Source organism: Pseudomonas sp. LF020 (assembly GCF_053456425.1).
Map to the genome: position 1 here is coordinate 257,541 of NZ_JBRFIX010000003.1, position 22,037 is coordinate 279,577.

Sequence of the window (22,037 nt, forward strand, 5' to 3'; positions counted from 1 at the left end):
GTGCAAACCGGCAAAGCCTAACACATAAGGCCCGCATGGCCGAATGCGCCTGTCGCCAGACACTCACTGCTGGGGATGACTCGAATTTCCCTGTGGCGAGGGAGCTTGCTCCCGCTCGGCTGCGCAGCAGTCGTAGATATTGCACAATCGATGCGACTGACAGATTTCGGGGGCGCTTCGCACCCCAGCGGGAGCAAGCTCCCTCGCCACAAAAAGCTGACTTTGCATCAGCCTCTTGGGTGGTGCTTGGCGTGCAGGTCCTGCAGGCGGGCGCGGGCCACATGGGTGTAAATCTGTGTGGTCGACAGGTCACTATGGCCGAGCAGCATCTGCACCACCCGCAGATCGGCGCCGTGGTTGAGCAGGTGCGTGGCGAACGCATGACGCAGGGTGTGCGGCGACAGCGATTTGCCGATCCCGGCGACCTTGGCCCAATGCTTGATGCGGTGCCAGAAGGTCTGGCGGGTCATCTGCTCGCCGCGCTGGCTGGGGAACAGCACATCGCTGGGGCGTCCGCCGAGTAGCTCGCTGCGGCCATCGCGCATGTAACGCTCGACCCAGACAATCGCCTCCTCGCCCATCGGCACCAGCCGCTCCTTGCTGCCCTTGCCCATCACCCGCAGCACGCCCTGACGCAGGTTGACCTGCTCCAGCGTCAGGCTGACCAGTTCGGTCACCCGTAGGCCGCAGGCGTACAGCACTTCCAGCATGGCGCGGTCACGCTGACCGATGGCTTCGCTCAGATCCGGTGCCTTGAGCAGCGCTTCGACGTCAGCTTCCGACAACGACTTGGGCAACGGCCGGCCCAGTTGCGGCATGTCGACGCGCAAGGTCGGATCGACGCTGATCAGCTTTTCCCGCAGCAGGTAGCGATAAAAGCCACGTACACCGGAGAGAAATCTGGCGGTGGAGCGCGGTTTGTAGTTCTGCTCCAGGCGCCAGGACAGGTGATCGAGGATCAACTCGCGACCGGCATTGATCAGCTCGAGGTTTTTCTCCTGCAGCCAGCCGTTGAACAGCGCCAGATCGCTGCGGTAGGCACCGCGGGTGTTGTCGGACAGGCCTTTTTCCAGCCACAGGGCGTCGAGGAATTGGTCAATCAGCGGATGGTCGATGGCAGGCATGGGCGCTCAAGACACACAACCTCCGGGGCTGTGCGCAAATGTAGAGTGAACTGTAGGAATGGCCGCTAGTCTTTCATAGCCCGCAATTTCAAGGAACAGGGAGCTTCAATGAACGAGCAGCAAATTCTCTTGGCATTTGGCGGGATCGGCGCCGCTGCGCTGGGTTGCCAGTGGCTGGCGTGGCGCTTGAAGCTTCCGGCGATTCTTTTTCTGTTGCTGACCGGGATACTCGCCGGGCCGGTGCTCGGCTGGCTCGACCCGCAGGAAATGTTCGGCCCGCTGCTGATGCCGCTGGTGTCGCTGGCGGTAGCGTTGATCCTGTTTGAAGGCAGTCTGACCCTGCACCTGTCGGAATGGCGCGAGATCGGCAGCGTCGTACATCGGCTGGTGACAATCGGCGCGCTCACGACCTGGGTGGTGATCGCGGTCGCAACCCACTTCTTGCTCGGCTTCGACTGGCTGCTGGCGATCCTGTTCGGCAGCCTGACGCTGGTGACCGGGCCGACGGTGATCGTGCCGATGCTGCGGGTGGTGCGACCGAAAGCCTCGATCGCCAATATTCTGCGCTGGGAAGGCATCGTCATTGACCCGATCGGTGCCCTGCTCGCGGTGGTGGTCTACAGCTTTATCATTGCCCGCGCCGAGGGCAACGGCCTCGAACAGAGCCTGCTGACCTTCGGCGGCGTGATTGTCTGCGGCAGCGTATTCGGGGTGGTCGGCGGCTGGGTGCTGGGCACCGTCATCCGGCGTCAGTGGTTGCCGGAATACCTGCACAACCTCGCCTCGCTGGCGGCGGTGCTGGGGATTTTCATTGCGTCCAATCAGGTGATGCACGAGTCCGGCCTGCTCGCGGTGACGCTGATGGGCATGTGGCTGGCGAACATGAAGGGCGTGGATGTGCGGCACATCCTGCACTTCAAGGAAAACCTCAGCGTGCTGCTGATTTCCGGACTGTTCATTCTGCTGGCGGCGCGCCTGGATCTGCATGCCTTGATCGGCCTCGGGCCGTTGGTGCTGATTCTGTTGCTGGTGATTCAGTTGATTGCACGCCCGTTGAACGTGCTGTTGAGCACGGCCGGCTCCAGCCTGAGCTGGCGTGAACGCGCCCTGCTGTGCTGGATCGCCCCGCGCGGGATCGTGGCGGCAGCAGTGTCGGCGATTTTCGCGATTCGCCTGGATCAAGCCGGGCACGAAGGTGCGCTGCTGCTGGTGCCACTGACCTTCGCCGTGATCATCGGCACCGTGGTGCTGCAAAGCGCAACAGCCCGCCCTTTGGCGCGCTTGCTGAACGTCGCCGAACCGGCGCCGAGCGGTTTCCTGATCGTCGGCGCCAACGGCCCGGCGCGTCTGCTGGGCAAATCGTTGCAGCAACTGGGCAGTCGAGTGCTGCTGACCGATTCGAGTTGGGAAAACATTCGTGCGGCGCGCATGGAAGGTTTGCCGACGTATTTTGGTAACCCGGCTTCGCAGCATGCCGATGCGCATCTGGATCTGGTGGGTTTGGGGCACTTGCTGGCGCTATCGCCTTCAGGCGAGCTGAACACTTTGGCGGCCATGCGTTTTCGTCATGACTTCGGTCATCAACGCCTGTTTGGTCTGGCCAGCGGTCAGGAAAGCCGTCGCAGTGACAAGCACCGGGCGAGTCTTGAGCATCGCGGCAATCAGCTGGGGAGCGAGGCCCTGACCTACGCCAAGCTCGCCAGTCTGATCAGCAACGGCGCCGAGCTGTACAGCACGACGTTGACCGATGGGTTTGGCTGGGAAGATTACCAGGCACTGCATGGTAATCGGGCGACCTTGCTGTTCATGCGTGACGACAGTGGCTGGGTGCATGTGGTGACGCCGGAGACTGCTTTGAAACCGGGATCCGGGTGGACGTTGTTGGCGTTGATTCAGCCTGAGAGCAGCGGCGCCTGATAAATCGAATCGCGAGCAGGCTCACTCCTACAGTGTCCGTGTCGTAAAAAAGGTGTGGACGACACAGACACTGTAGGAGTGAGCCTGCTCGCGATGGCCGCGACTCGGATTCAGATCAGACTGCAAACCCAGGCAGCACCGGCACCGGCCGCTTGTCATCGTCGATGGCGACAAAGCTGAACTGCCCATGAATCGCTTTCTCACGCCCATCACAGCTCATGCTTTCCACGAACACTTCCACCTCGACCTTGAGGCTGGTGTTGCCGACCTTGATCACTTTGCCGACCAGCTCGACGATGGAACCGGCCGGGATCGCGTGATTGAAGTCGATGCGGTCAGTTGAGACAGTCACCAGCGGCAAACGGCAGAAGCGCGTGGCGGTGATGAACGACACTTCGTCCATCCATGCCAGGGCGGTGCCGCCGAACAGGGTGTTGTGGTGGTTGGTGGTCGGCGGGAAGACGGCTTTGGTTACGCGGGTTACCGAGAGTTCGGTGCGGCGCTGGATTTCCTGGTCGCGGGTGGTCATGGGTTATTGCTCGTAAATCGCGGGCTTCCAAATACAAAGCAAGATCAAAAGATCGCAGCCTTCGGCAGCTCCTACAGGGGGCGGGTTAAATTGCAGGCAACAAAAAAGCAGCCCGTAGGCTGCTTTTTTCTGCATCGGAAGCTGGACTTAAGCCAGTTTTTCCTTGATGCGAGCTGCTTTACCCGACAGGTCGCGCAGGTAGTACAGCTTGGCTTTACGTACGTCACCGCGACGTTTGACAGCCATGCTGTCGATCTGCGGGGAGTAGGTCTGGAAAGTACGTTCTACGCCAACACCGTTGGAGATTTTACGAACGGTGAACGCACTGTTCACGCCGCGGTTGCGCTTGGCGATTACAACGCCTTCGAACGCTTGCAGACGGGAACGATCGCCTTCCTTCACTTTCACCTGAACGACAATGGTGTCGCCCGGGGCAAAGGTAGGGATTTCTTTGGTCATCTGCTCTGCTTCGAGTGCAAGGATGATTTTGTTGGTCATGCTGTGCTCCTAAGGTAAATCAACTGATCTACCATCGATACGTTGTTAACTATCGTCCCGCTCGCGGATGTATTCCTCGAGCAGCTTCTTCTCTTCTCCAGAAAGCGAGCGGCTTTCCAGAAGATCGGCGCGTCGTTCATAGGTCCTACCAAGGGACTGCTGTAAACGCCAACGCCGGATATGCGCGTGATTGCCACTTAGCAACACGTCGGGAACACGCTGATCCGCATACACCTCAGGTCGGGTGTAGTGCGGGCAATCCAGCAGACCATCCGTAAAGGAATCTTCCTCAGCGGAATCCGCATGCCCTAAAGCTCCGGGCAGCAGTCGTGTAACCGCATCGATCATGACCATGGCCGGCAGCTCGCCGCCAGACAGTACATAGTCACCAATCGACCACTCTTCATCGACATGAGCCTCAATAAAGCGCTCGTCAATGCCTTCATAGCGGCCGGCAATCAGGATCAATGCATCCGATTTTGCCAACTCGCGTACCGCCGACTGAGTCAGTTGACGGCCTTGGGGGGACAGGTAAATCACCTTCGCCGCCTCCCCGGCTGCTGCCTTGGCCTGAACCAGAGCATCTTCCAGGGGCTTGATCTTCATCACCATGCCCGGACCACCGCCAAACGGGCGATCGTCCACAGTGTGATGCCGATCCGTCGTGTAATCCCGCGGATTCCAACAGGTCAGCTGCAACAGCCCCTGTTTGACCGCACGACTGGTAATGCCGTACTCACTGATGGCCGAGAACATCTCGGGGAACAACGTTATGACGTCTACGCGCAGGCTGGCCATTGCTTAGAAGTCCGCGTCCCATTCCACCCGCATAACGCCTGCATCCAGATCGATGGTCAGCACGCATTGCTCTGTATAGGGCAACAAACGCTCACGATCATCCAGGCTGCCCGCGCAGGGCTTGACCACCAATACATCGTTCGCGCCGGTCTCCAACAGGTGATCAACCTTGCCGAACAATTGCTCGTCCTGGTTGATGACGCTCAGACCCTGCAACTGGTACCAGTAGTACTCGTCGCCTGTCAGGTTGGGCAAAAGGCTTCGCGAGATGCAAATCTCATAACCGCTCAGAAGACGGGCTTCATCGCGATCGTCGAGGCCTTTGAGCTTGGCAACCAGATCCTTTTGAGTGGATCGGCCGCTGACCAGCTCGACCTGTTTCACCACGCCTTCGCGCCGAAGCGTCCAGTTGCGGTAGTCCAACAGGTTTTCAATCGGATCGGTAAAGGAAAAGACCTTCACCTCGCCGCGAACGCCGTGAACCGAAAAAATCTTGCCGACAACGATCAGGTCATCAGCTTTTTCTGGCGTCGCGCTCATACTGCTCAGGCTGCAGCCTTGGCAGATTCCTTCAGCAACTGAGCAACACGCTCAGAAGGCTGTGCACCAACGCTCAGCCAGTAGGCTACGCGCTCTTGGTTCACGGACAGACGGATTTCCTGACCACGGGCAACAGGGTTGAAGAAGCCAACCTGTTCTTTGTGGGAGCCGTCACGCGGGTTACGCGAGTCGGTTACGGTCAGGTGGTAAAACGGGCGCTTTTTGGAGCCGCCAAGGGCAAGACGGATTGTTAGCATGTGAACATCGTTCCTGTAGTCGGTGCTGCAAATCTAAATGCACAGCGGGCATGGGTGCCCGAAAGGCCGCATATTCTAAGGAATATCCGGACTTTTGCAAATGACTTTTTCCGGCGCCCATGGCATGCCGTGCGGATTTGCATATAGAGCCGTCGATGAAAACGGCCAGTCAGCTCCCGCCGAGTGCGGGTTTGCTGTTGATCCTGCGTCCTTGCAGGGTCTGCGCCGGTGCGACGACCGGCGAAGTCATGGTGTCCTGAATCACATTTTCGGCATGCCGCCGCCGGGCAACATACCGCCCATGCCGCGCATCATTTTCGCCATTCCGCCTTTGGCGGTGAATTTCTTCATCATCTTCTGCATCTGCTTGTGCTGCTTGATCAAGCGACCGATGTCCTGCACCTGAGTGCCGGAACCCATGGCGATCCGGCGTTTGCGCGAACCGCTGATCAGCTCAGGGTCGCGGCGCTCGGCCGGGGTCATGGAGTTGATGATGGCTTCCATCTGCTTGAACTGCTTCTCTGCGGCGTTCTGGGCATTGCCCATCTGCGACAGGTTGACGCCGCCGATGCTCGGCAGTTTGTCCATGAGCCCGCCGAGGCCGCCCATGTTCTTCATCTGTTGCAGCTGATCGCGGAAGTCTTCGAGGTCAAAGCCCTTGCCCTTCTTCAGCTTCTTGGCCAGCTTGTCGGCCTTGTCCTTGTCGAGGGTCGCTTCAGCCTGTTCGATCAGGCTGAGCACGTCGCCCATGCCGAGGATCCGCGAAGCGATACGCTCAGGGTGGAACGGATCGAGCGCTTCGCTCTTCTCGCCCATACCGATGAACTTGATCGGCTTGCCGGTGATCGCGCGGACCGACAGTGCGGCACCGCCACGGGCATCGCCGTCGACCTTGGTCAGGATCACCCCGGTCAGCGGCAGCGCATCACCGAAGGCCTTGGCCGTGTTGGCGGCGTCCTGACCGGTCATGGCGTCGACCACGAACAGGGTTTCCACCGGGTTGATCGCGGCGTGCAGCGCCTTGATTTCACCCATCATCTCTTCATCGATGTGCAGACGACCGGCGGTGTCGACGATGACCACGTCGATGAATTTCAGTTTTGCTTCTTTAATAGCCGCGTTGGCGATGTCGACCGGCTTCTGGCTCAGGTCGGACGGAAAGAACGTCACGCCGATGTCGTTGGCCAGGGTTTCCAGCTGTTTGATCGCAGCCGGACGGTAGATGTCCGCCGAGACGACCATCACCGACTTCTTCTTGCGCTCTTTAAGGAAGCGCGCGAGTTTGCCGGCGGTGGTGGTTTTACCCGCACCCTGCAGACCGGCCATCAGAATCACGGCGGGCGGCACGGCGCTCAGGTTCAAGTCTTCGTTGGCCGCGCCCATCAGGCTTTCGAGTTCGGCCTGGACGATCTTCACGAATGCCTGGCCCGGCGTCAGGCTGCGCGACACCTCGGTGCCGACAGCGCGCTCCTTGACCGAATTGACGAAGTCCTTGACCACCGGCAGGGCGACGTCGGCTTCGAGCAACGCCATGCGCACTTCGCGCAGGGTGTCTTTGATATTGTCTTCAGTCAGCTTGGCCTTGCCGGTGACATGGCGCAGCGTCTGCGAGAGACGGTCGGTTAAGTTTTCAAACATTGCGCGATCCTTTCAGGCCCTGTGTAGACCGGGATAATGGCGGCCCAGACCGGATTCAACATGTGCTCGGCGAGCCTGCGGCGTGGGCAGGTCGCGGATTATAGCGAAGACTGCGTCGGGCGGACACCTCGCACTTTCGTGGTGTGGCGGTTCTATGCCAAACTCAGCGCCTTTCGGGCCTGCCTAACAGGATTTATGCTCCCCTTGTCACCCAGTTTGCTGACTACCATCGCCGCCGCGCTTCTTTATGCCGCTGCGACCCTTTATCAGGGCACCCGCCTGGCCTCCGGTGCCAAGGCGAACAAGCGCCTGCTGGTTACGCTCGGCATCCTCGCCGTGCTGGCCCACAGCGCCAGCCTGCTCACTCACCTGCTGACGCCGATCGGCCTGGGCCTGGACTTCTTCAGCGCCGCCAGCCTGATCGCCGCGGCCGTCATTGCCCTGACGCTGCTGGCCTGCTCGCGGATCCCGGTGGAAAACCTGCTGGTGCTGCTGTTCCCGCTCGGCGCGGCGACAGTGTTGCTGGCACAGTTCGCCCCGGCCGGCACGGTGCAGATCATTGACGAAGAGCCGGGCATCCTCGCCCACATCCTGCTGTCGATCCTCGCCTACGGCATGTTCACCATCGCGGTGTTCCAGGCCTTGTTGCTGCTGGTGCAGGATCACCAGCTCAAGCACAAGCACCCGTCGGGCCTGATCAAGAACTTCCCGCCGTTGCAAACCATGGAAAGCCTGTTGTTCGGCTTCCTCTGGGCCGGCTGGACGCTGCTGTCGCTGTCGCTGATCTCCGGCTGGCTGTTCGTCGAGAACCTGTTCGCCCAGCATCTGGTGCACAAGACCCTGCTGGCGTGCCTGGCCTGGATCGTGTTCAGCGTGCTGCTGTGGGGCCGTAATCGCCTCGGCTGGCGCGGCCACAAGGCAATTCGCTGGACCCTCGCCGGTTTCTGCCTGCTGATGTTGGCGTATTTCGGCAGCAAACTGGTTCGTGAATACATCCTGCACATCTGACGGGCGGCATAAATGGACGGTTTGCCCATAGGGCCGATGCTCGCGGTATTTGTCCTGCTGATTTTATGGTCGGGGCTGTTTACCGCCGTCGAAATCGCGCAGCAGCACTTGCTCGCGCAACGCACCGCCTCGCGCGCCAGCGATAAGCCGCTGGCGAAGCTGAGCTTCCCGCTCGACAGTCTGATCCTGTGCAACACCCTGTGCCGCGCCCTTGCGGTGGTCATTGCCACGCTGCTGGCAATCTTCCTTTGCGAAGAAAACGGCCCGTGGGCCGCCTGCCTCGGCGCTGGCGCCGTGTTGCTGGTATTTGCCGATTACTTTCCGCGCACCGTGGCCCAGCGTTATCCGGATGCCGTGCTGTCGTTCGGCAATACCTTGCTGGCCGTTCCGCTGAAGATCCTTTACCCGCTGGCCTGGCTGCTGAGCCGCATCAGCGGTCTGTTGCTGCGCCCCTTCGCGCGCAAAGCCCAGGTGGTGCAGCAAAGCGAAGACGAAGAACCTGCCGACCCGAACGACGACCCGGAGCATCCGTCTCGTACCCACCCGGTTTCCGGGATCCACGCGCTGGACAACATCACGGTCAACGACATTCTGGTGCCGCGCAGCGATGTCGACGGCATCAACCTCGACGACTCGATCGAAGCGATCATCGAACAACTGCGCCAGAACAAACGCACACGCCTGCCGGTGTTCCACAGCGACATCAACCAGGTCGAAGCGGTACTCAACACCCGGCAGATCCGCCATCTGCTCAACGATGGCCAACTGACCCGCGAAGCGCTGCTGGCCGCCAGCTACGAACCGTACTTCGTCCCGGAAAGCACGCCGCTGCAACTGCAACTGCTGAATTTCCACAAGCAGCAACGCCGCTTGGGCATGGTGGTGGACGAGTACGGCGAAGTGCTGGGCATCGTCACCCTGGAAGACATTCTCGAAGAAATCGTCGGCGAATTCGAAAGCGAGCACAGCCTCGACAACCCGCACATCCATCCGCAGCCAGACGGGCGCATGGTGATCGACGGCACTGCGTCGATCCGCGAGCTGAACAAATGCCTGGGCTGGCATTTGCCGAGCGACGGGCCGAAAACCCTCAACGGTCTGGTGACCGAGGCGCTGGAGACCATTCCGGACAGCGCGGTGTGTCTGAAGATCGGGCGTTACCGGCTGGAGATTCTCGAGACCGAGGACAACCGGGTGAGCAAGGTGCTGATCTGGCATACGAGCGCGGTGCCCGCCAAGGTTTAAGCGCTTTTGTGGCGAGGGAGCTTGCTCCCGCTGGGTTGCGAAGCAGCCCTGGCTTTTGATTTACCCACAGATTCATGCGGCCGCTGCGCGCCCGAGCGGGAGCAAGCTCCCTCGCCACAGAAAGCCCGACAGCAGCGATCTTTGCTCTTGTTCATTCGTTAGCCCCCTTCCTATAATCGAGCCGCTTACCCAAGCGATGCCGAGCCCTGTGCTTACCCCGCACTAAGGCGGTTTCGGCCATTTTCCGCACTACCCCGGCGACTGTTCCTACTCGAAACAGCGCTCGCGCCTCATCCCACATCCCTGGGTGCTCGACCATAATAATTCGCTCCAACGGAGCCATGACTGTCAGGGATCACCGCATGACGACCAGTACCGCTTACAGCGCCACCGCGCCTGCCCAGCCGACCAACTCCGCCACCCGCGTGGCAACGGCGAGTTTCATCGGCACCGCCATCGAGTTCTACGACTTCTACGTTTACGCCACGGCCGCCGCACTGGTGATCGGGCCGGTGTTCTTTCCGCAGACGTCCGGCACTGCGCAGATGCTCTCGGCATTTCTCACCTTCGGCATCGCCTTCCTCGCCCGCCCGCTGGGCTCGGCATTGTTCGGCCACTTTGGTGATCGCATCGGGCGCAAATCGACGCTGGTCGCCTCGCTGTTGCTGATGGGCGTGTGCACCACGCTGATCGGCGTGCTGCCGGGTTACGACAGCATTGGCGCCTGGGCACCGATTCTATTGTGCGTATTACGCTTTGGTCAGGGGCTGGGCCTGGGCGGCGAATGGGGTGGCGCGGCGTTGCTGGCCACGGAGAATGCGCCCAAGGGCAAACGAGCGTGGTTCGGCATGTTTCCGCAGCTTGGCCCGTCGATTGGGTTTCTCGCGGCCAACGGCCTGTTCCTGACCCTGGCCATGACCCTCAACGACGAGCAGTTCCGCAGCTGGGGCTGGCGGATTCCGTTTCTGCTCAGCGCGGTGCTGGTGATGGTCGGCCTGTATGTGCGCTTGAAACTCCACGAAACCCCGGTATTCGCCAACGCCATCGCCCGTCAGGAGCGAGTGAAGGTGCCGTTGGTCGAGCTGTTCAGCCAGTACTGGGCGCCCACCCTGCTCGGCGCGGCGGCGATGGTGGTGTGCTACGCGCTGTTTTACATCTCGACGGTGTTTTCCCTGAGCTACGGCGTATCCACCCTCGGCTACAGCCGCGAGACGTTTCTTGGGCTGCTGTGTTTTGCCGTGCTGTTCATGGCCGCGGCAACGCCGTTGTCCGCCTGGGCGAGTGACCGTTACGGGCGCAAACCGGTGCTGATCGTTGGCGGCGTGCTGGCAATTCTGTCCGGGTTCCTGATGGAGCCGTTGCTGACACAGGGCTCGACCTGGGGCGTGGCGCTGTTTCTGTGCATCGAGCTGTTCTTGATGGGCGTGACGTTTGCCCCGATGGGCGCGCTGCTGCCGGAACTGTTTCCGACCCACGTGCGCTATACCGGCGCATCGGCCGCTTACAACCTCGGCGGGATCGTCGGCGCCTCGGCGGCTCCGTTCTTCGCGCAGAAACTGGTGGCGATGGGTGGTTTGAGTTATGTCGGCGGGTATGTGTCGGCGGCAGCGGTGCTCAGCCTGATTGCTGTGCTGTGCCTGAAGGAAACGCGCAATAACGATCTGAATCAGGTTGCCTGATAGATCGCTATCGCGGGCAAGCCCGCTCCCACAGGGTTCTCTGTTGATCACAAATTTTGTGCACCACCAAAAAATCTGTGGGAGCGGGCTTGCCCGCGATGGTCGCGACTCGGTTTAGAGTTCTACGACAACAGCCTGAGCCGCCCGGGTCGCCTTGGCACGCGCAGCCTCGATCGACTCATCCCGCGCCAACGCTACGCCCATCCGGCGCTGACCGTTGACTTCAGGCTTGCCGAACAGACGCAATGCCGTATCCGGCTCGCTCAACGCAGCGCCCAGATTGGCGAACGCAGTCTGGGTCGACTGCCCTTCCACCAGAATCACCGCCGAAGCCGACGGACCGAACTGACGGATCAGCGGCACCGGCAGACCGAGAATGGCGCGGGCGTGAAGGGCGAACTGCGACAGGTCCTGGGAAATCAAGGTCACCAGACCGGTGTCATGCGGGCGCGGCGAAACTTCGCTGAACCACACCTGATCGCCTTTGATGAACAATTCCACGCCGAACAGACCACGACCACCCAGAGCCTCGGTCACGGCTTTGGCCACGCGCTCGGACTCAGCCAGAGCAATCGGGCTCATGGCCTGCGGCTGCCAGGATTCCTGATAGTCGCCCTTCTCCTGACGGTGGCCGACCGGTGCGCAGAACGTGGTGCCGCCGATGTGGCGCACGGTCAGCAAGGTGATTTCGTAGTCGAAATCGATGAAGCCTTCGATGATCACCCGACCTTTGCCGGCGCGACCGCCCTCTTGCGCGTAATCCCAGGCTTTCTGCACGTCATCGGCGCTGCGCAGCAGGCTCTGGCCTTTGCCCGACGAGCTCATGACTGGCTTGACCACGCACGGGAAGCCCAGGTCCTGAACGGCTTTGCTGTAGTCCTCGAAGGTGTCGGCAAAGTGGTACGGCGAGGTTGGCAGGTCCAGCTCTTCAGCGGCCAGACGGCGGATGCCTTCGCGGTTCATGGTCAGTTGCGCGGCGCGCGCGGTCGGGATCACGGTGAAGCCTTCGGCTTCCAGCTCGACCAGCGTGGCGGTGGCGATGGCTTCGATTTCCGGCACGATGAAGTGCGGCTTCTCGGCTTCGATGACTGCACGCAGGGCCGCGCCGTCGAGCATGTTGATCACGTGGCTGCGGTGCGCAACCTGCATGGCCGGCGCGTTGGCGTAACGGTCGACGGCAATCACTTCAACGCCCAGGCGTTGCAGCTCGATCACCACTTCCTTGCCCAACTCACCACAGCCACACAGCAATACGCGGGTCGCGGTTGGCGACAATGGAGTTCCGATACGGGTCATCTCAGGTCCTCAAAGAAGCGGATCATCGAGGAAAGCAACGCCAGACGCGCTTTCCATGGGGAGAAAGCGCGGCATTTTACATGAACCGCAGGGTTTGGCTCAGCTCGCGACAGCCTGTTTGCGCTCGCGCCAGGCCATGATCAGCCAGACGGCAGTGACGCCGGCAACCTTCGAGACCAGTGCGGTGATGATCACCGGCGGCGTCATCAGGTCGATCATGCCGAAAAAGATAAAAGTATCGAGAGGAATGCTCAGCGCCGAGCTGATCCACAGGCGGTCGCGCAACGGCCGTTTGGTGACGCTGAACACCAGCCAGTCGATGATTTCCGACACTGCGAACGCCGTGGCGCTGGCCAGGGCGATGGACGGATCGGAAGTGACGTAAGACAGCACCAGCGCCGCCAGCATCGCCACGAGCGCACCGTGGCCGAAGCGGGTTTGCACCATGTCGCGCAACACGAACACCAACCCGCCCCAGGCCGACCAGATGATGTCCAGATGTGGCGCGGTGGAGAAAGCGAAGTTGATCAGCACGACGCTGCTGATGTAGGCGATGAGGAAAATCATGGTGGCGACCTGTCAGATTGGCGCACAGGTTACTGGACCCGCAGATCAAGAGCCACCCCCTCACCCCAGCCCTCTCCCCCAAGGGGGCGAGGGGGAAAGGGAGCCGATTGGGGGGCTTTTCAAAAATTGAGTTCGTCTCAATAGTTCAGGTCGATGTAGCTTGAACTATCAACCCGGTCAGTTCCCTCTCCCTCCGGGAGAGGGTTAGGGTGAGGGCACCCTCAAGCCGATCACGATTTCGAAGGGATCATCCACACCAACCCACTGGCCTTCGCCCGTTCATGACACAACCCCAGCACCACCCGCCGCTCATCGTTGGTCATGCGCCCCCAGCGGGTGATCTCCGCGACCGTGCGCTGGCAGCCGGTGCAAATATCGTCCTCATCCAGTGCGCAGATATTCACGCATGGCGAGGCGACCGGTCTTTCAGGCGTGCTCATTCTTCCTGCTCGACCAGGTCACGCGCATAGCGCTGCGAGTTGTGCACATAGTGCGCGGCGCTGGCTTCGAGCATTTTCTTCTGCGGCTCGGTGAGTTCACGCACGACCTTGCCCGGCGAGCCCATCACCAGCGAGCCATCGGGGATCTCCTTGCCTTCGCCGATCAGCGAATTGGCGCCGATGATGCAGTTCTTGCCGATTTTCGCGCCGTTGAGGATCACCGCGTTGATGCCGATCAGGCTGTAGTCGCCGACGGTGCAGCCATGCAGCATGGCGTTGTGACCGATGGTCACGCCGGTGCCGATGGTCAGCGGATAGCCCATGTCGGTGTGCATCACCGTGCCGTCCTGGACGTTGCTGTTCTTGCCGATCAGGATCAGTTCGTTGTCGCCGCGCAGCACGGCGTTGAACCAGACGTTGGCGCCCTCTTCCAGTCTGACCTTGCCCACCAGCACGGCATTGGGCGCGACCCAGCTCTGTGGATGGGTTTCGACGCGGGCGTCGCCCAGGCGGTATTTCATCTTGTTTTCCTCAGGGCTCACGTTGACGGGCCATTCGAGCGATGGCTTCAGGTGTTGATATAGCTTTTGGGCGGACGATGCAGACTGATCTTTTCGTCATAGAGCAGATTGATCAGTTCGACGATCATGATAGCGGTCAAACCCCAAATCTTGAATTCGCCATAGCGATAACTCGGCACATACCAGCTGCGGCCCTGGTAATCGATACGGTGCGTGTGTTCGCGCGGATCTTTACGGAAGAACTCCAGCGGCACGTTGAATACCGCTGCGATCTCGGCATCGTTGGCCTGGTATTCGACGAAGTCGGGGATCACCCCGACATACGGCGTAACCCTGATGCCGTGCAGGGAGATCAGCGGGCTGAGCGGGCCGATGACCTCGACCAGCCCCGGTGGCAGGCCGATTTCTTCCTCGGCTTCGCGCAGAGCGGTGAAGATCAGATCGGGGTCTTCCGGGTCACGGCGTCCGCCGGGGAAGGCCACCTCGCCGCCATGGGTCGAGAGGCCGCTGGCGCGCAGGGTCAGCACCAGCTCGGGCTCGTCACTGCGGGTGATCGGCACCAGGACAGCGGCCTCGGGGAAACGTTTATCGGTCTCCAGCGTGCGCGGTGTGTGGTTGCTTACCCTATGCAGTAGCTCGTCCAGCATGAGTGTTCTCGATCTGTGCCTTACCCTGCATCATGCACCAATCATTGCAGCCGCCCAAGCCCCTGACCGGGCCATGTCGCGAAACGACAACTTGCCGACCGGCACCGCTGCACGCCAAGATAGGCGCAGCATTCAGGAACCCCAGCATGAAATTTTGCAGCCAGTGCGGCAACCCGGTGACCCAGCGCATTCCCGAAGGCGACTCGCGGCTGCGATTTGTCTGCGACAGCTGTCAGACCATTCACTATCAAAACCCCAATATCGTCGCTGGTTGCGTCGCGACCTGGGGCAGCAAAGTGTTGCTCTGCCGCCGTGCCATCGAGCCACGCCTCGGTTACTGGACGCTGCCTGCCGGTTTCATGGAAAACGGCGAAACCATCGAGCAGGCCGCGATCCGCGAAACCGCCGAGGAAGCCTGCGCCCGGGTGCGCAACCTGAGCATCTATACCCTGATCGATGTGCCGCACATCAGTCAGGTGCATGTGTTCTTCCGCGCCGAACTGGCCGATCTGGACTTTGCCGCCGGCCCCGAGAGCCTGGAAGTGCAACTATTCGACGAAGCCGACATCCCGTGGGACGAGCTGGCTTTCCGCACCGTGGGGCGTACCTTAGAATGCTTCTTCGCGGATCGACGGATCGAGGCGTATCCGGTTCGTTCGGAATCGATTCCGCCGTTGGTCCAGCCCGCCATCAGCTGACTCAAAAAATCAAAGATCAAAAGATCACAGCCTGCGGCAGCTCCTACACTTAACATTGCGTCACTCTTGGGGAATCGTTTCAATGCGCTGGTTGCTTGCCCTGCTTTGCCTGTCGTTCGTCACGGTCTCACAAGCCTCCTTCGTGACCACCGTCACGCCGTCGAATACCCCGATGATCGAAAAAATCCTGGTGCTCAAATCGGCGCATCAACTGCAGCTGATTGCCGACGGCAAACCGATCAAGACCTATCGCATTTCCCTGGGCAAGGGCGCGAAAAAAGGACCGAAACTGATTGAAGGCGACAAACGCACGCCGGAAGGTTTCTACTGGATCGACTGGCGCAAGGTCAGTGAAAAATTCAACCTGGCGATGCACATCTCCTACCCGAACATCAGCGATTCGGCCCGCGCCCGCCGCGAAGGCGTCGAGCCTGGCGGGATGATCATGATCCACGGCACCCCGGATTCGGAAGAAACTCCCGAAGACCTGTTCCACACCCTGGACTGGACCGACGGCTGCATCGCCATGCGCAACATGGACATGCGTGAAGTCTGGGGTCTGGTGCCGGACGGTACGATGATCGAGATTCGCCCTTAGGCTGACCGAAAACCTATGGCGAGGGAGCTTGTCGAATCGACGCACCGTCCCGCTCGGCTGCGCAGCAGTCGTAAAAGCTGAACGCGCGGTATGTCAGACAGTTAGCGGAGATAGGGTTTGGGGCCGCTTCGCAGCCCAGCGGGAGCAAGCTCCCTCGCCACAGATATGAGCACTACCGCTACCTTTGGTCGCTCTCGAAAAAATAAATCAAAAGATCGCAGCCTGCGGCAGCGCCTACAGGGTTGATACCACTTCCCACTGTAGGAGCTGCCGCAGGCTGCGATCTTTTGTTTTTTGAAGCCCACCGCTAATACCACTTCAAACCACACCCCCCGAAACCCGCCATTTCATTGGGCCACAGCTCGATTCCCCGCGTTGACATGGTATTCAAGTGGTATTAATTTCCGCCCCACAAGCGAGCCACAACAATCCTATACTCGCGTCGGAAATGACCTACATGAACGACCTCCAGGCCCTACGCCCAGATGACTCCCAGCCGACGCCGCTGTACCTGCAGCTGGCGCGCAATCTGGAATCGGCGATCCATTCCGGGCACTGGAAGGCCGAGCAGGCCATGCCCTCCGAGCGCAACCTCAGCGAGCAACTGGGGATCTCCCGGGTCACCGCGCGCAAGGCGCTGGAAGTGCTGCTCGATCAAGGTCTGATCCGCCGCCTGCAAGGTTCCGGCACCTTCATCACCCCCCGGCTGGAACAACCGCTGTCACGCCTCTCGGGCTTCAGCGAAATGCTTCGCCTCAAGGGCTTCGTCCCCAGCTCGCAGTGGCTGGAACGCGAAATCACCCTGCCGACCCACGAAGAACTGATCCGCCTGAGCCTGTCGCCGAACGACAAGGTCGCGCGCATGAAACGCCTGCGCAAGGCCGACGACACGGTGATGGCCATCGAGATGAGCACCCTGCCCGCCTCGATCATGCCCAAGCCGCACCTGGTCGGCGATTCGCTTTACGAATACCTCGACGGCATCGGCAAACCCATCGTTCGCGCCCTGCAGCACATTCAGGCGATCAACGCCTCGGACGAGTTCGCAGCGCTGGTCGGCATCGCCCCCGGCACCGCCATGCTGCTGATGACCCGGGTCGGCTACCTGGAAGACAACACGCCGATCGAAGTCACCGACACCTATTGCCGCAACGACTACTACGACTTTGTTGCAGAGCTGCGTCGTTAAGAGCAGCCATAAGCGAGAACCGAAATGTCCGAAGACAACATCCTTACCGCCAGCGGCTGGGTTCGCGGTCGGCTGATCCACGAACACGGCAAAGTCGTGTCGATCGAAGGCGTGCCCTGCGATCCGGCCGACAATGACCTGCCCTACCTGCTGCCGGGTTTCATCGATCTGCACGTCCACGGCGGTGGTGGCAAAGACATCATGGAAGGCGCCAGCGCCTTCGAAACCATCACCAAAACCCACGTACGTTTCGGCACCACTTCGCTGCTGGCCACCACCATGACCGCGCCGAGTGCCGAGATCTCCAGCGTGCTGAAAGAGGTCGGCGAGTTCTGCGAACAACGTCCGCACGGCACCGCCCGAGTACTCGGCGTACACCTCGAAGGCCCGTACATCAACCCCGGCAAACTCGGCGCGCAACCGAATTTCGCCCACACCGCGTTGATGGCTGAAGTCGAGGAATACCTGGCGCTGGCGCCGATCCGGGTGATCACCATCGCTCCGGAAATCGCCGGCCACGACGGCTTGATTCGTGAACTGAGCAGCCGCGGCATCCGCATGCAGATCGGCCACACCCTCGGCAGCTACGAGGAAGGCGTCGCCGCCCTGGATGCCGGCGCCACCAGTTTCACCCATTTGTACAACGCCATGAGCCCGCTGCATCACCGCGAACCGGGGATCGTCGGCGCCGCGTTGGCCCATGCCAAATTCGCCGAACTGATCCCGGACTTGCTGCACGTGCACCCCGGTGCGATCCGCGTGGCACTGCGTTCGATCCCGTGCCTGTACTGCGTCACCGATTCGACCGCCGCCGCCGGCATGCCCGACGGTGAATACAAGCTCGGCAGCCACACCGTGACCAAATGCCTGGGCGGCGTGCGCCTGCCCGACGGCACGCTGGCCGGCAGCACCCTGACCATGGATCAGGCCCTGCGCAATCTGGTGAAGATCGGACTGCCGATCGCCGAGGCCTCGCAGCGCCTGTCGCAATTTCCCGCCGACTACCTCGGCATCAACGAACGCGGGCGCCTCGAACCGGGTGCCTGGGCCGACTGCGTGCGGCTGGATCGCTCACTCACACTGACCGCCGTCATGGTCGAAGGAGAAGACATTGACTTCAAAAATGCTTGAAGAGGCGCTGTCCTCGTTCGAGGCCGTGCAAGCCCAACTGCAACAGCTCGACCCGCAAATGATCGAGATCGCCGGGCGTCTGCGCCGGCAGCCGCCGCAAGTGGCGATGACCGTCGCGCGCGGCAGTTCCGACCACGCGGCGAGCTACTTCGCCTACCTGACCATGCAGCAACTGGGGGTGCCGGTGGCGTCGTTGCCGATGTCGGTGGTGACCATGCAGCAGGCGCCGCTGAAGGTCAGCGGTCAAGTCGCGTTCGCCTTTTCGCAATCGGGGCAAAGTCCGGATCTGGTCAACAGCCTGCGCCTGCTGCGCAAGCGTGGCGCGCTCAGTGTGTCGATGGTCAACGCCGCCGATTCACCACTGGAAGCGGCCTGCGAATTCAGCCTGCCACTGCTCGCCGGCACCGAAAGCAGCGTCGCCGCGACCAAGAGTTTCATCGCCACCCTCAGCGCCAGCGCCCGCCTGATCGCGCACTGGAAAGAGGACAACGAACTGTTGGAGGCGCACAACGCCTTGCCCGAAGGCCTGCGCGAAGCAGCGAAACAGGACTGGAGCGTGGCCATCGAAGCGCTGCGCGATTGCGAACGCCTGATGGTCATTGGTCGTGGCGCCGGTTTTGCCATCGCTCAGGAAGCCGCGCTGAAATTCAAGGAAACCTCGGCAATTCAGGCCGAAGCCTTCAGCAGTGCCGAAGTCCGCCACGGCCCGATGGCGCTGATCGACGAGCACTACCCGCTGCTGGTGTTCGCCCCACGCGGTGCCGAGCAGGCCGGTCTGATCAGCCTTGCGGCGGAGATGCGGCAACGCGGCGCCCGTGTATTGCTCGCGGCGCCGGACGACATCCTTGAACGCGACCTGACCCTGAGTCGCGCCGAACACCCGGCCCTCGATCCGATTCTGGCGATCCAGAGCTTCTACGTGATGGCCGCCGGCCTGGCCGTGGCCCGCGGCATGGACCCGGACCAGCCGCGCCACCTGAGCAAAGTGACCCGTACGCACTAACCACTGCTGAACGATGCACAACCCTGTCGGCGGACGGAAAACCGTTGATTGATGCACAACCCTGTAGGAGCTGCCGCAGGCTGCGATCTTTTGATTTTGACGTTGAAAAAACAAGATCAAAAGATCGCAGCCTGCGGCAGCTCCTACAGGGGACAGCGAAATTACTGATGAGACCGAGCCATGCACAACAACAATAAAGAGCTGACCCTCAGCGCCCCGCTCAGCGGCCCGGTGCTCACGCTCGCCAAAGTCCCGGACGCGGTGTTCGCCAGCGGCGCGATGGGTGACGGCATCGCCATCGACCCGCTGAATGACACCCTGTACTCGCCCTGCGCCGGGGAGATCATCCATGTCGCCCGCACCGGCCACGCGCTGACCGTGCGCGCCGACAACGGCGCGGAAATCCTCCTGCATCTGGGCCTGGACACCGTTGAACTGAACGGCGAAGGCTTCTCGATGCTGGTCAAGCAAGGCACCCGGGTCAGCAACGGCCAGCCGTTGTTGCGCTACGACCTGGACAAGGTCGGCCAGCAATGCAAAAGCCTGGTCAGCCTGTTGATCCTGACTAACAGCCAGGATTTCCAGGTGCGCCCGATCACGCTTAAAGCGGTGAAAGTTGGCGAACCGTTGTTGCACATCGTCGCGCGCAACAATGCCACGGCGGCGACTGAACAGATGGGTGGCCCAGAGGTTCAGGGTCAAGTATTGGTCGCTCATCGCGGCGGCTTGCATGCGCGCCCGGCCGCGCTGATTCGCCAGACCGCACAAGGCTTCAAGAGCCAGTCGCACCTGCACTTCGCCGGCAAATCGGCGCCGTGCAACAGCCTGATCGGGCTGATGGGTCTGGCCATCGGCGAACAGGATCAAGTGCAGGTCAGCTGCCAGGGACCGGACGCCGAAGCCGCGCTGCAAGCCTTGCTCAATGCGTTGGCGACGGCTCTGCCCGACGATCATCACGCCGCTGCTCCGGTCAGCGCCGCACCGCAAAAACGCCCGGCCGAAGCTGGCGTGCTGCAAGGGGTGTGCGCCGCACCGGGACTGGTCGGCGGGCCGCTGTTTCGCCTCAACGCGATCAGCCTGCCGGCGGATGCGGGCAAGCATGATCCGCTGGTGCAACAGCAAGTGCTTGAGTCGGCGCTGAATCAGGTTCGCGGCGAAATCAACGCGACCCTCGCCCAAGCGAAAAAGCACCGGAACAGCGACGAAGAAGCGATCTTCGCCGCGCATCTGGCACTGCTCGAAGACCCGGCCCTGCTCGATGCCGCGCAGCATGCTATCGACCAAGGCACGGCGGCGACTCACGCCTGGAGCCAGTCGATCGACGTGCAGTGCGAAGTGCTGCAACATACCGGCAGTGCGCTGCTGGCCGAACGCGCCAACGACCTGCGCGACCTCAAGCAACGGGTGCTGCGCGCCCTGCTCGGCGAAGCCTGGCATTACGATGTGCCGGCCGGGGCCATCGTCGCTGCGCATGAACTGACGCCGTCGGACCTTCTGCAACTCAGCGCGCAAGGCGTCGCCGGGTTGTGCATGGCCGAAGGCGGCGCGACGTCGCACGTGGCGATTCTGGCGCGCGGCAAAGGCCTGCCGTGCCTGGTGGCGCTGGGTTCGGTTCTGCTCGATCAGCCACAAGGTCAGTCTGTGGTGCTGGATGCCGATGGCGGCCGCCTCGAACTGACGCCGAACGCCGAACGCCAGGCCGAAGTGCAGCAGGCGCAAATCGACCGTCAGCAACGCCGCGATGCGCAACAAGCCAACGCTCACTTGCCGGCCGAAACCCGCAACGGTGTGCACATCGAAGTGGTTGCCAATGTTGCCTCCAGCCATGAGGCGGCGGACGCCTTTGCCAACGGCGCCGATGGCGTTGGCCTGTTGCGCACCGAGTTTCTGTTCGTCGACCGGCAAACGGCGCCGGACGTCGAAGAACAGCGCTCTGCCTATCAAGCCGTGCTCGATGCGATGGGTGAGCACTCGGTGATCATCCGCACCATCGATGTCGGTGGCGACAAGCAACTCGACTACCTGCCGCTGCCCGCCGAAGCCAACCCGGTGCTCGGCTTGCGTGGCATTCGTCTGGCTCAGGCCCGCCCGGAAATCCTTGATCAGCAACTGCGCGCGCTGCTGCAAGTCAGCCCGCTGCGCCGTTGCCGGATCCTGTTGCCGATGGTCACCGAAGTCGACGAACTGCTGCACATCCGCCAACGGGTCGATGCGCTGTGCCTGGAGTTGGGCATCAATCAGCGCCCGGAAATCGGTGTGATGATCGAAGTGCCCGCCGCCGCGCTGCAAGCCGAACAACTGGCCGAGCACGCCGACTTCCTGTCGATCGGCACCAACGACCTGTCGCAATACACCCTGGCCATGGACCGCGACCACGCAGGTTTGGCCGCTCGGGTCGATGCGCTACACCCGGCGCTGCTGCGGCTGATCGCCATGACCTGCGCAGGTGCAGCGGTGCACAAGCGCTGGGTCGGCGTGTGCGGTGCCCTCGCTTCCGATCCGCTGGCAACCCCGGTGCTGATCGGCCTCGGCGTGACCGAGCTGTCGGTGAGCCCGGTACAGATCGGTGAAATCAAGGATCGCGTGCGCCAGTTGCACGAGGCCGAATGCCAACGCCTCAGCCTCGACCTGTTGAAACTCAACAGCGCTGCTGCGGTACGTCAGGCCTGCCACCAGCATTGGCCTCTGCACTAACAACAAGCTCTCTATAAAGA

The 22,037-nt window shown here is 61.5% G+C and carries 22 protein-coding genes; 10 read left to right on the forward strand and 12 right to left on the reverse strand.

Annotated elements, in window-relative coordinates:
• Positions 1 to 227: 227 nt before the first annotated feature.
• Positions 228 to 1,124, reverse strand: a complete 897-nt coding sequence (gene xerD / locus ACU680_RS08910; RefSeq protein WP_096795208.1) for a site-specific tyrosine recombinase XerD — start codon at positions 1,122 to 1,124, stop codon at positions 228 to 230.
• Between the two features lie 108 nt (positions 1,125 to 1,232).
• Between xerD and ACU680_RS08915 the strand changes: the two genes are divergently transcribed.
• Positions 1,233 to 3,041: a cation:proton antiporter gene (locus ACU680_RS08915; RefSeq protein ID WP_448179242.1), complete on the forward strand. Its 1,809-nt coding sequence runs from the start codon at positions 1,233 to 1,235 to the stop codon at positions 3,039 to 3,041.
• Between the two features lie 115 nt (positions 3,042 to 3,156).
• On the opposite strand, the gene ACU680_RS08920 is transcribed toward ACU680_RS08915, so the two are convergent.
• The 6 genes from ACU680_RS08920 to ffh form a co-directional block, all read right to left on the reverse strand.
• A complete protein-coding gene (locus ACU680_RS08920) occupies positions 3,157 to 3,570 on the reverse strand; it encodes an acyl-CoA thioesterase (RefSeq protein WP_166221098.1) in 414 nt (137 codons plus the stop codon).
• A gap of 147 nt (positions 3,571 to 3,717) precedes the next feature.
• Complete coding sequence (gene rplS / locus ACU680_RS08925; RefSeq protein WP_003175895.1) at positions 3,718 to 4,068, reverse strand: 50S ribosomal protein L19; 351 nt, start codon at positions 4,066 to 4,068, stop codon at positions 3,718 to 3,720.
• A gap of 45 nt (positions 4,069 to 4,113) precedes the next feature.
• Positions 4,114 to 4,866, reverse strand: a complete 753-nt coding sequence (gene trmD / locus ACU680_RS08930; protein ID WP_003221981.1) for a tRNA (guanosine(37)-N1)-methyltransferase TrmD — start codon at positions 4,864 to 4,866, stop codon at positions 4,114 to 4,116.
• 3 nt (positions 4,867 to 4,869) lie between these two features.
• Positions 4,870 to 5,406: a ribosome maturation factor RimM gene (gene rimM / locus ACU680_RS08935; protein WP_047292745.1), complete on the reverse strand. Its 537-nt coding sequence runs from the start codon at positions 5,404 to 5,406 to the stop codon at positions 4,870 to 4,872.
• A gap of 5 nt (positions 5,407 to 5,411) precedes the next feature.
• Positions 5,412 to 5,663 carry a 30S ribosomal protein S16 gene (gene rpsP / locus ACU680_RS08940; protein WP_003185073.1) on the reverse strand — a complete coding sequence of 84 codons (252 nt, stop codon included), beginning with the start codon at positions 5,661 to 5,663 and terminating at the stop codon, positions 5,412 to 5,414.
• A gap of 261 nt (positions 5,664 to 5,924) precedes the next feature.
• On the reverse strand, positions 5,925 to 7,301 hold the full coding sequence (ffh, locus tag ACU680_RS08945) for a signal recognition particle protein (RefSeq protein ID WP_007967791.1): 1,377 nt from the start codon (positions 7,299 to 7,301) through the stop codon (positions 5,925 to 5,927).
• 195 nt (positions 7,302 to 7,496) lie between these two features.
• Here ffh and ACU680_RS08950 point away from each other — a divergent pair, with 195 nt between their 5' ends.
• The 3 genes from ACU680_RS08950 (at position 7,497) to ACU680_RS08960 (ending at position 11,233) form a co-directional block, all read left to right on the forward strand.
• Positions 7,497 to 8,309 (forward strand): cytochrome C assembly family protein, encoded by an 813-nt coding sequence (locus ACU680_RS08950; protein ID WP_027610969.1) that lies wholly within the window; start codon positions 7,497 to 7,499, stop codon positions 8,307 to 8,309.
• Between the two features lie 12 nt (positions 8,310 to 8,321).
• Entirely contained in the window at positions 8,322 to 9,554 is a 1,233-nt protein-coding gene (locus ACU680_RS08955) for a CNNM domain-containing protein (protein ID WP_400760962.1), read from the forward strand.
• A 362-nt stretch (positions 9,555 to 9,916) separates the two neighbouring features.
• The gene (locus ACU680_RS08960; protein WP_047292737.1) at positions 9,917 to 11,233 is read left to right on the forward strand and encodes an MFS transporter; all 1,317 of its coding nucleotides are present in this window, start codon (positions 9,917 to 9,919) and stop codon (positions 11,231 to 11,233) included.
• 114 nt (positions 11,234 to 11,347) lie between these two features.
• Here the strand turns inward: ACU680_RS08960 and purT are convergent, their stop codons facing one another.
• The 5 genes from purT to ACU680_RS08985 form a co-directional block, all read right to left on the reverse strand.
• On the reverse strand, positions 11,348 to 12,529 hold the full coding sequence (gene purT / locus ACU680_RS08965) for a formate-dependent phosphoribosylglycinamide formyltransferase (protein ID WP_003221968.1): 1,182 nt from the start codon (positions 12,527 to 12,529) through the stop codon (positions 11,348 to 11,350).
• 99 nt (positions 12,530 to 12,628) lie between these two features.
• The gene (locus ACU680_RS08970; RefSeq protein WP_448179243.1) at positions 12,629 to 13,096 is read right to left on the reverse strand and encodes a preQ0 transporter; all 468 of its coding nucleotides are present in this window, start codon (positions 13,094 to 13,096) and stop codon (positions 12,629 to 12,631) included.
• A 230-nt stretch (positions 13,097 to 13,326) separates the two neighbouring features.
• On the reverse strand, positions 13,327 to 13,536 hold the full coding sequence (locus ACU680_RS08975; RefSeq protein ID WP_400760969.1) for a DUF1289 domain-containing protein: 210 nt from the start codon (positions 13,534 to 13,536) through the stop codon (positions 13,327 to 13,329).
• The gene (locus ACU680_RS08980; protein ID WP_042606912.1) at positions 13,533 to 14,057 is read right to left on the reverse strand and encodes a gamma carbonic anhydrase family protein; all 525 of its coding nucleotides are present in this window, start codon (positions 14,055 to 14,057) and stop codon (positions 13,533 to 13,535) included. Before ACU680_RS08980 ends, ACU680_RS08975 begins: the two co-directional genes overlap by 4 nt.
• A gap of 47 nt (positions 14,058 to 14,104) precedes the next feature.
• Positions 14,105 to 14,704 carry a CoA pyrophosphatase gene (locus ACU680_RS08985; protein WP_448179244.1) on the reverse strand — a complete coding sequence of 200 codons (600 nt, stop codon included), beginning with the start codon at positions 14,702 to 14,704 and terminating at the stop codon, positions 14,105 to 14,107.
• Positions 14,705 to 14,850: 146 nt separating this feature from the next.
• On the opposite strand from ACU680_RS08985, the gene ACU680_RS08990 reads away from it, so the two are divergent.
• The 6 genes from ACU680_RS08990 (at position 14,851) to ptsP (ending at position 22,017) form a co-directional block, all read left to right on the forward strand.
• Entirely contained in the window at positions 14,851 to 15,402 is a 552-nt protein-coding gene (locus tag ACU680_RS08990; RefSeq protein WP_448179245.1) for an NUDIX hydrolase, read from the forward strand.
• An 82-nt stretch (positions 15,403 to 15,484) separates the two neighbouring features.
• On the forward strand, positions 15,485 to 16,000 hold the full coding sequence (locus tag ACU680_RS08995; RefSeq protein WP_007967807.1) for a L,D-transpeptidase family protein: 516 nt from the start codon (positions 15,485 to 15,487) through the stop codon (positions 15,998 to 16,000).
• Between the two features lie 457 nt (positions 16,001 to 16,457).
• Positions 16,458 to 17,189 carry a GntR family transcriptional regulator gene (locus ACU680_RS09000; protein ID WP_448179246.1) on the forward strand — a complete coding sequence of 244 codons (732 nt, stop codon included), beginning with the start codon at positions 16,458 to 16,460 and terminating at the stop codon, positions 17,187 to 17,189.
• Positions 17,190 to 17,213: 24 nt separating this feature from the next.
• Positions 17,214 to 18,320, forward strand: coding sequence for an N-acetylglucosamine-6-phosphate deacetylase (gene nagA, locus ACU680_RS09005; protein WP_448179247.1), 1,107 nt, complete (start codon positions 17,214 to 17,216; stop codon positions 18,318 to 18,320).
• On the forward strand, positions 18,301 to 19,323 hold the full coding sequence (locus ACU680_RS09010) for an SIS domain-containing protein (RefSeq protein WP_448179248.1): 1,023 nt from the start codon (positions 18,301 to 18,303) through the stop codon (positions 19,321 to 19,323). The genes nagA and ACU680_RS09010 overlap by 20 nt, the downstream gene beginning before the upstream one ends.
• Before the next feature lie 180 nt (positions 19,324 to 19,503).
• A complete protein-coding gene (ptsP, locus tag ACU680_RS09015; protein WP_448179249.1) occupies positions 19,504 to 22,017 on the forward strand; it encodes a phosphoenolpyruvate--protein phosphotransferase in 2,514 nt (837 codons plus the stop codon).
• The last annotated feature ends 20 nt before the right edge of the window (positions 22,018 to 22,037 follow it).

Coding starts and splice junctions, on each gene's coding strand:
- xerD (WP_096795208.1), bottom strand. CDS start 1,124: ATGCCTGCCATCGACCATCCGCTGATTGACCAATTCCTCGACGCCCTG.
- ACU680_RS08915 (WP_448179242.1), top strand. CDS start 1,233: ATGAACGAGCAGCAAATTCTCTTGGCATTTGGCGGGATCGGCGCCGCT.
- ACU680_RS08920 (WP_166221098.1), bottom strand. CDS start 3,570: ATGACCACCCGCGACCAGGAAATCCAGCGCCGCACCGAACTCTCGGTA.
- rplS (WP_003175895.1), bottom strand. CDS start 4,068: ATGACCAACAAAATCATCCTTGCACTCGAAGCAGAGCAGATGACCAAA.
- trmD (WP_003221981.1), bottom strand. CDS start 4,866: ATGGCCAGCCTGCGCGTAGACGTCATAACGTTGTTCCCCGAGATGTTC.
- rimM (WP_047292745.1), bottom strand. CDS start 5,406: ATGAGCGCGACGCCAGAAAAAGCTGATGACCTGATCGTTGTCGGCAAG.
- rpsP (WP_003185073.1), bottom strand. CDS start 5,663: ATGCTAACAATCCGTCTTGCCCTTGGCGGCTCCAAAAAGCGCCCGTTT.
- ffh (WP_007967791.1), bottom strand. CDS start 7,301: ATGTTTGAAAACTTAACCGACCGTCTCTCGCAGACGCTGCGCCATGTC.
- ACU680_RS08950 (WP_027610969.1), top strand. CDS start 7,497: ATGCTCCCCTTGTCACCCAGTTTGCTGACTACCATCGCCGCCGCGCTT.
- ACU680_RS08955 (WP_400760962.1), top strand. CDS start 8,322: ATGGACGGTTTGCCCATAGGGCCGATGCTCGCGGTATTTGTCCTGCTG.
- ACU680_RS08960 (WP_047292737.1), top strand. CDS start 9,917: ATGACGACCAGTACCGCTTACAGCGCCACCGCGCCTGCCCAGCCGACC.
- purT (WP_003221968.1), bottom strand. CDS start 12,529: ATGACCCGTATCGGAACTCCATTGTCGCCAACCGCGACCCGCGTATTG.
- ACU680_RS08970 (WP_448179243.1), bottom strand. CDS start 13,096: ATGATTTTCCTCATCGCCTACATCAGCAGCGTCGTGCTGATCAACTTC.
- ACU680_RS08975 (WP_400760969.1), bottom strand. CDS start 13,536: ATGAGCACGCCTGAAAGACCGGTCGCCTCGCCATGCGTGAATATCTGC.
- ACU680_RS08980 (WP_042606912.1), bottom strand. CDS start 14,057: ATGAAATACCGCCTGGGCGACGCCCGCGTCGAAACCCATCCACAGAGC.
- ACU680_RS08985 (WP_448179244.1), bottom strand. CDS start 14,704: ATGCTGGACGAGCTACTGCATAGGGTAAGCAACCACACACCGCGCACG.
- ACU680_RS08990 (WP_448179245.1), top strand. CDS start 14,851: ATGAAATTTTGCAGCCAGTGCGGCAACCCGGTGACCCAGCGCATTCCC.
- ACU680_RS08995 (WP_007967807.1), top strand. CDS start 15,485: ATGCGCTGGTTGCTTGCCCTGCTTTGCCTGTCGTTCGTCACGGTCTCA.
- ACU680_RS09000 (WP_448179246.1), top strand. CDS start 16,458: ATGAACGACCTCCAGGCCCTACGCCCAGATGACTCCCAGCCGACGCCG.
- nagA (WP_448179247.1), top strand. CDS start 17,214: ATGTCCGAAGACAACATCCTTACCGCCAGCGGCTGGGTTCGCGGTCGG.
- ptsP (WP_448179249.1), top strand. CDS start 19,504: ATGCACAACAACAATAAAGAGCTGACCCTCAGCGCCCCGCTCAGCGGC.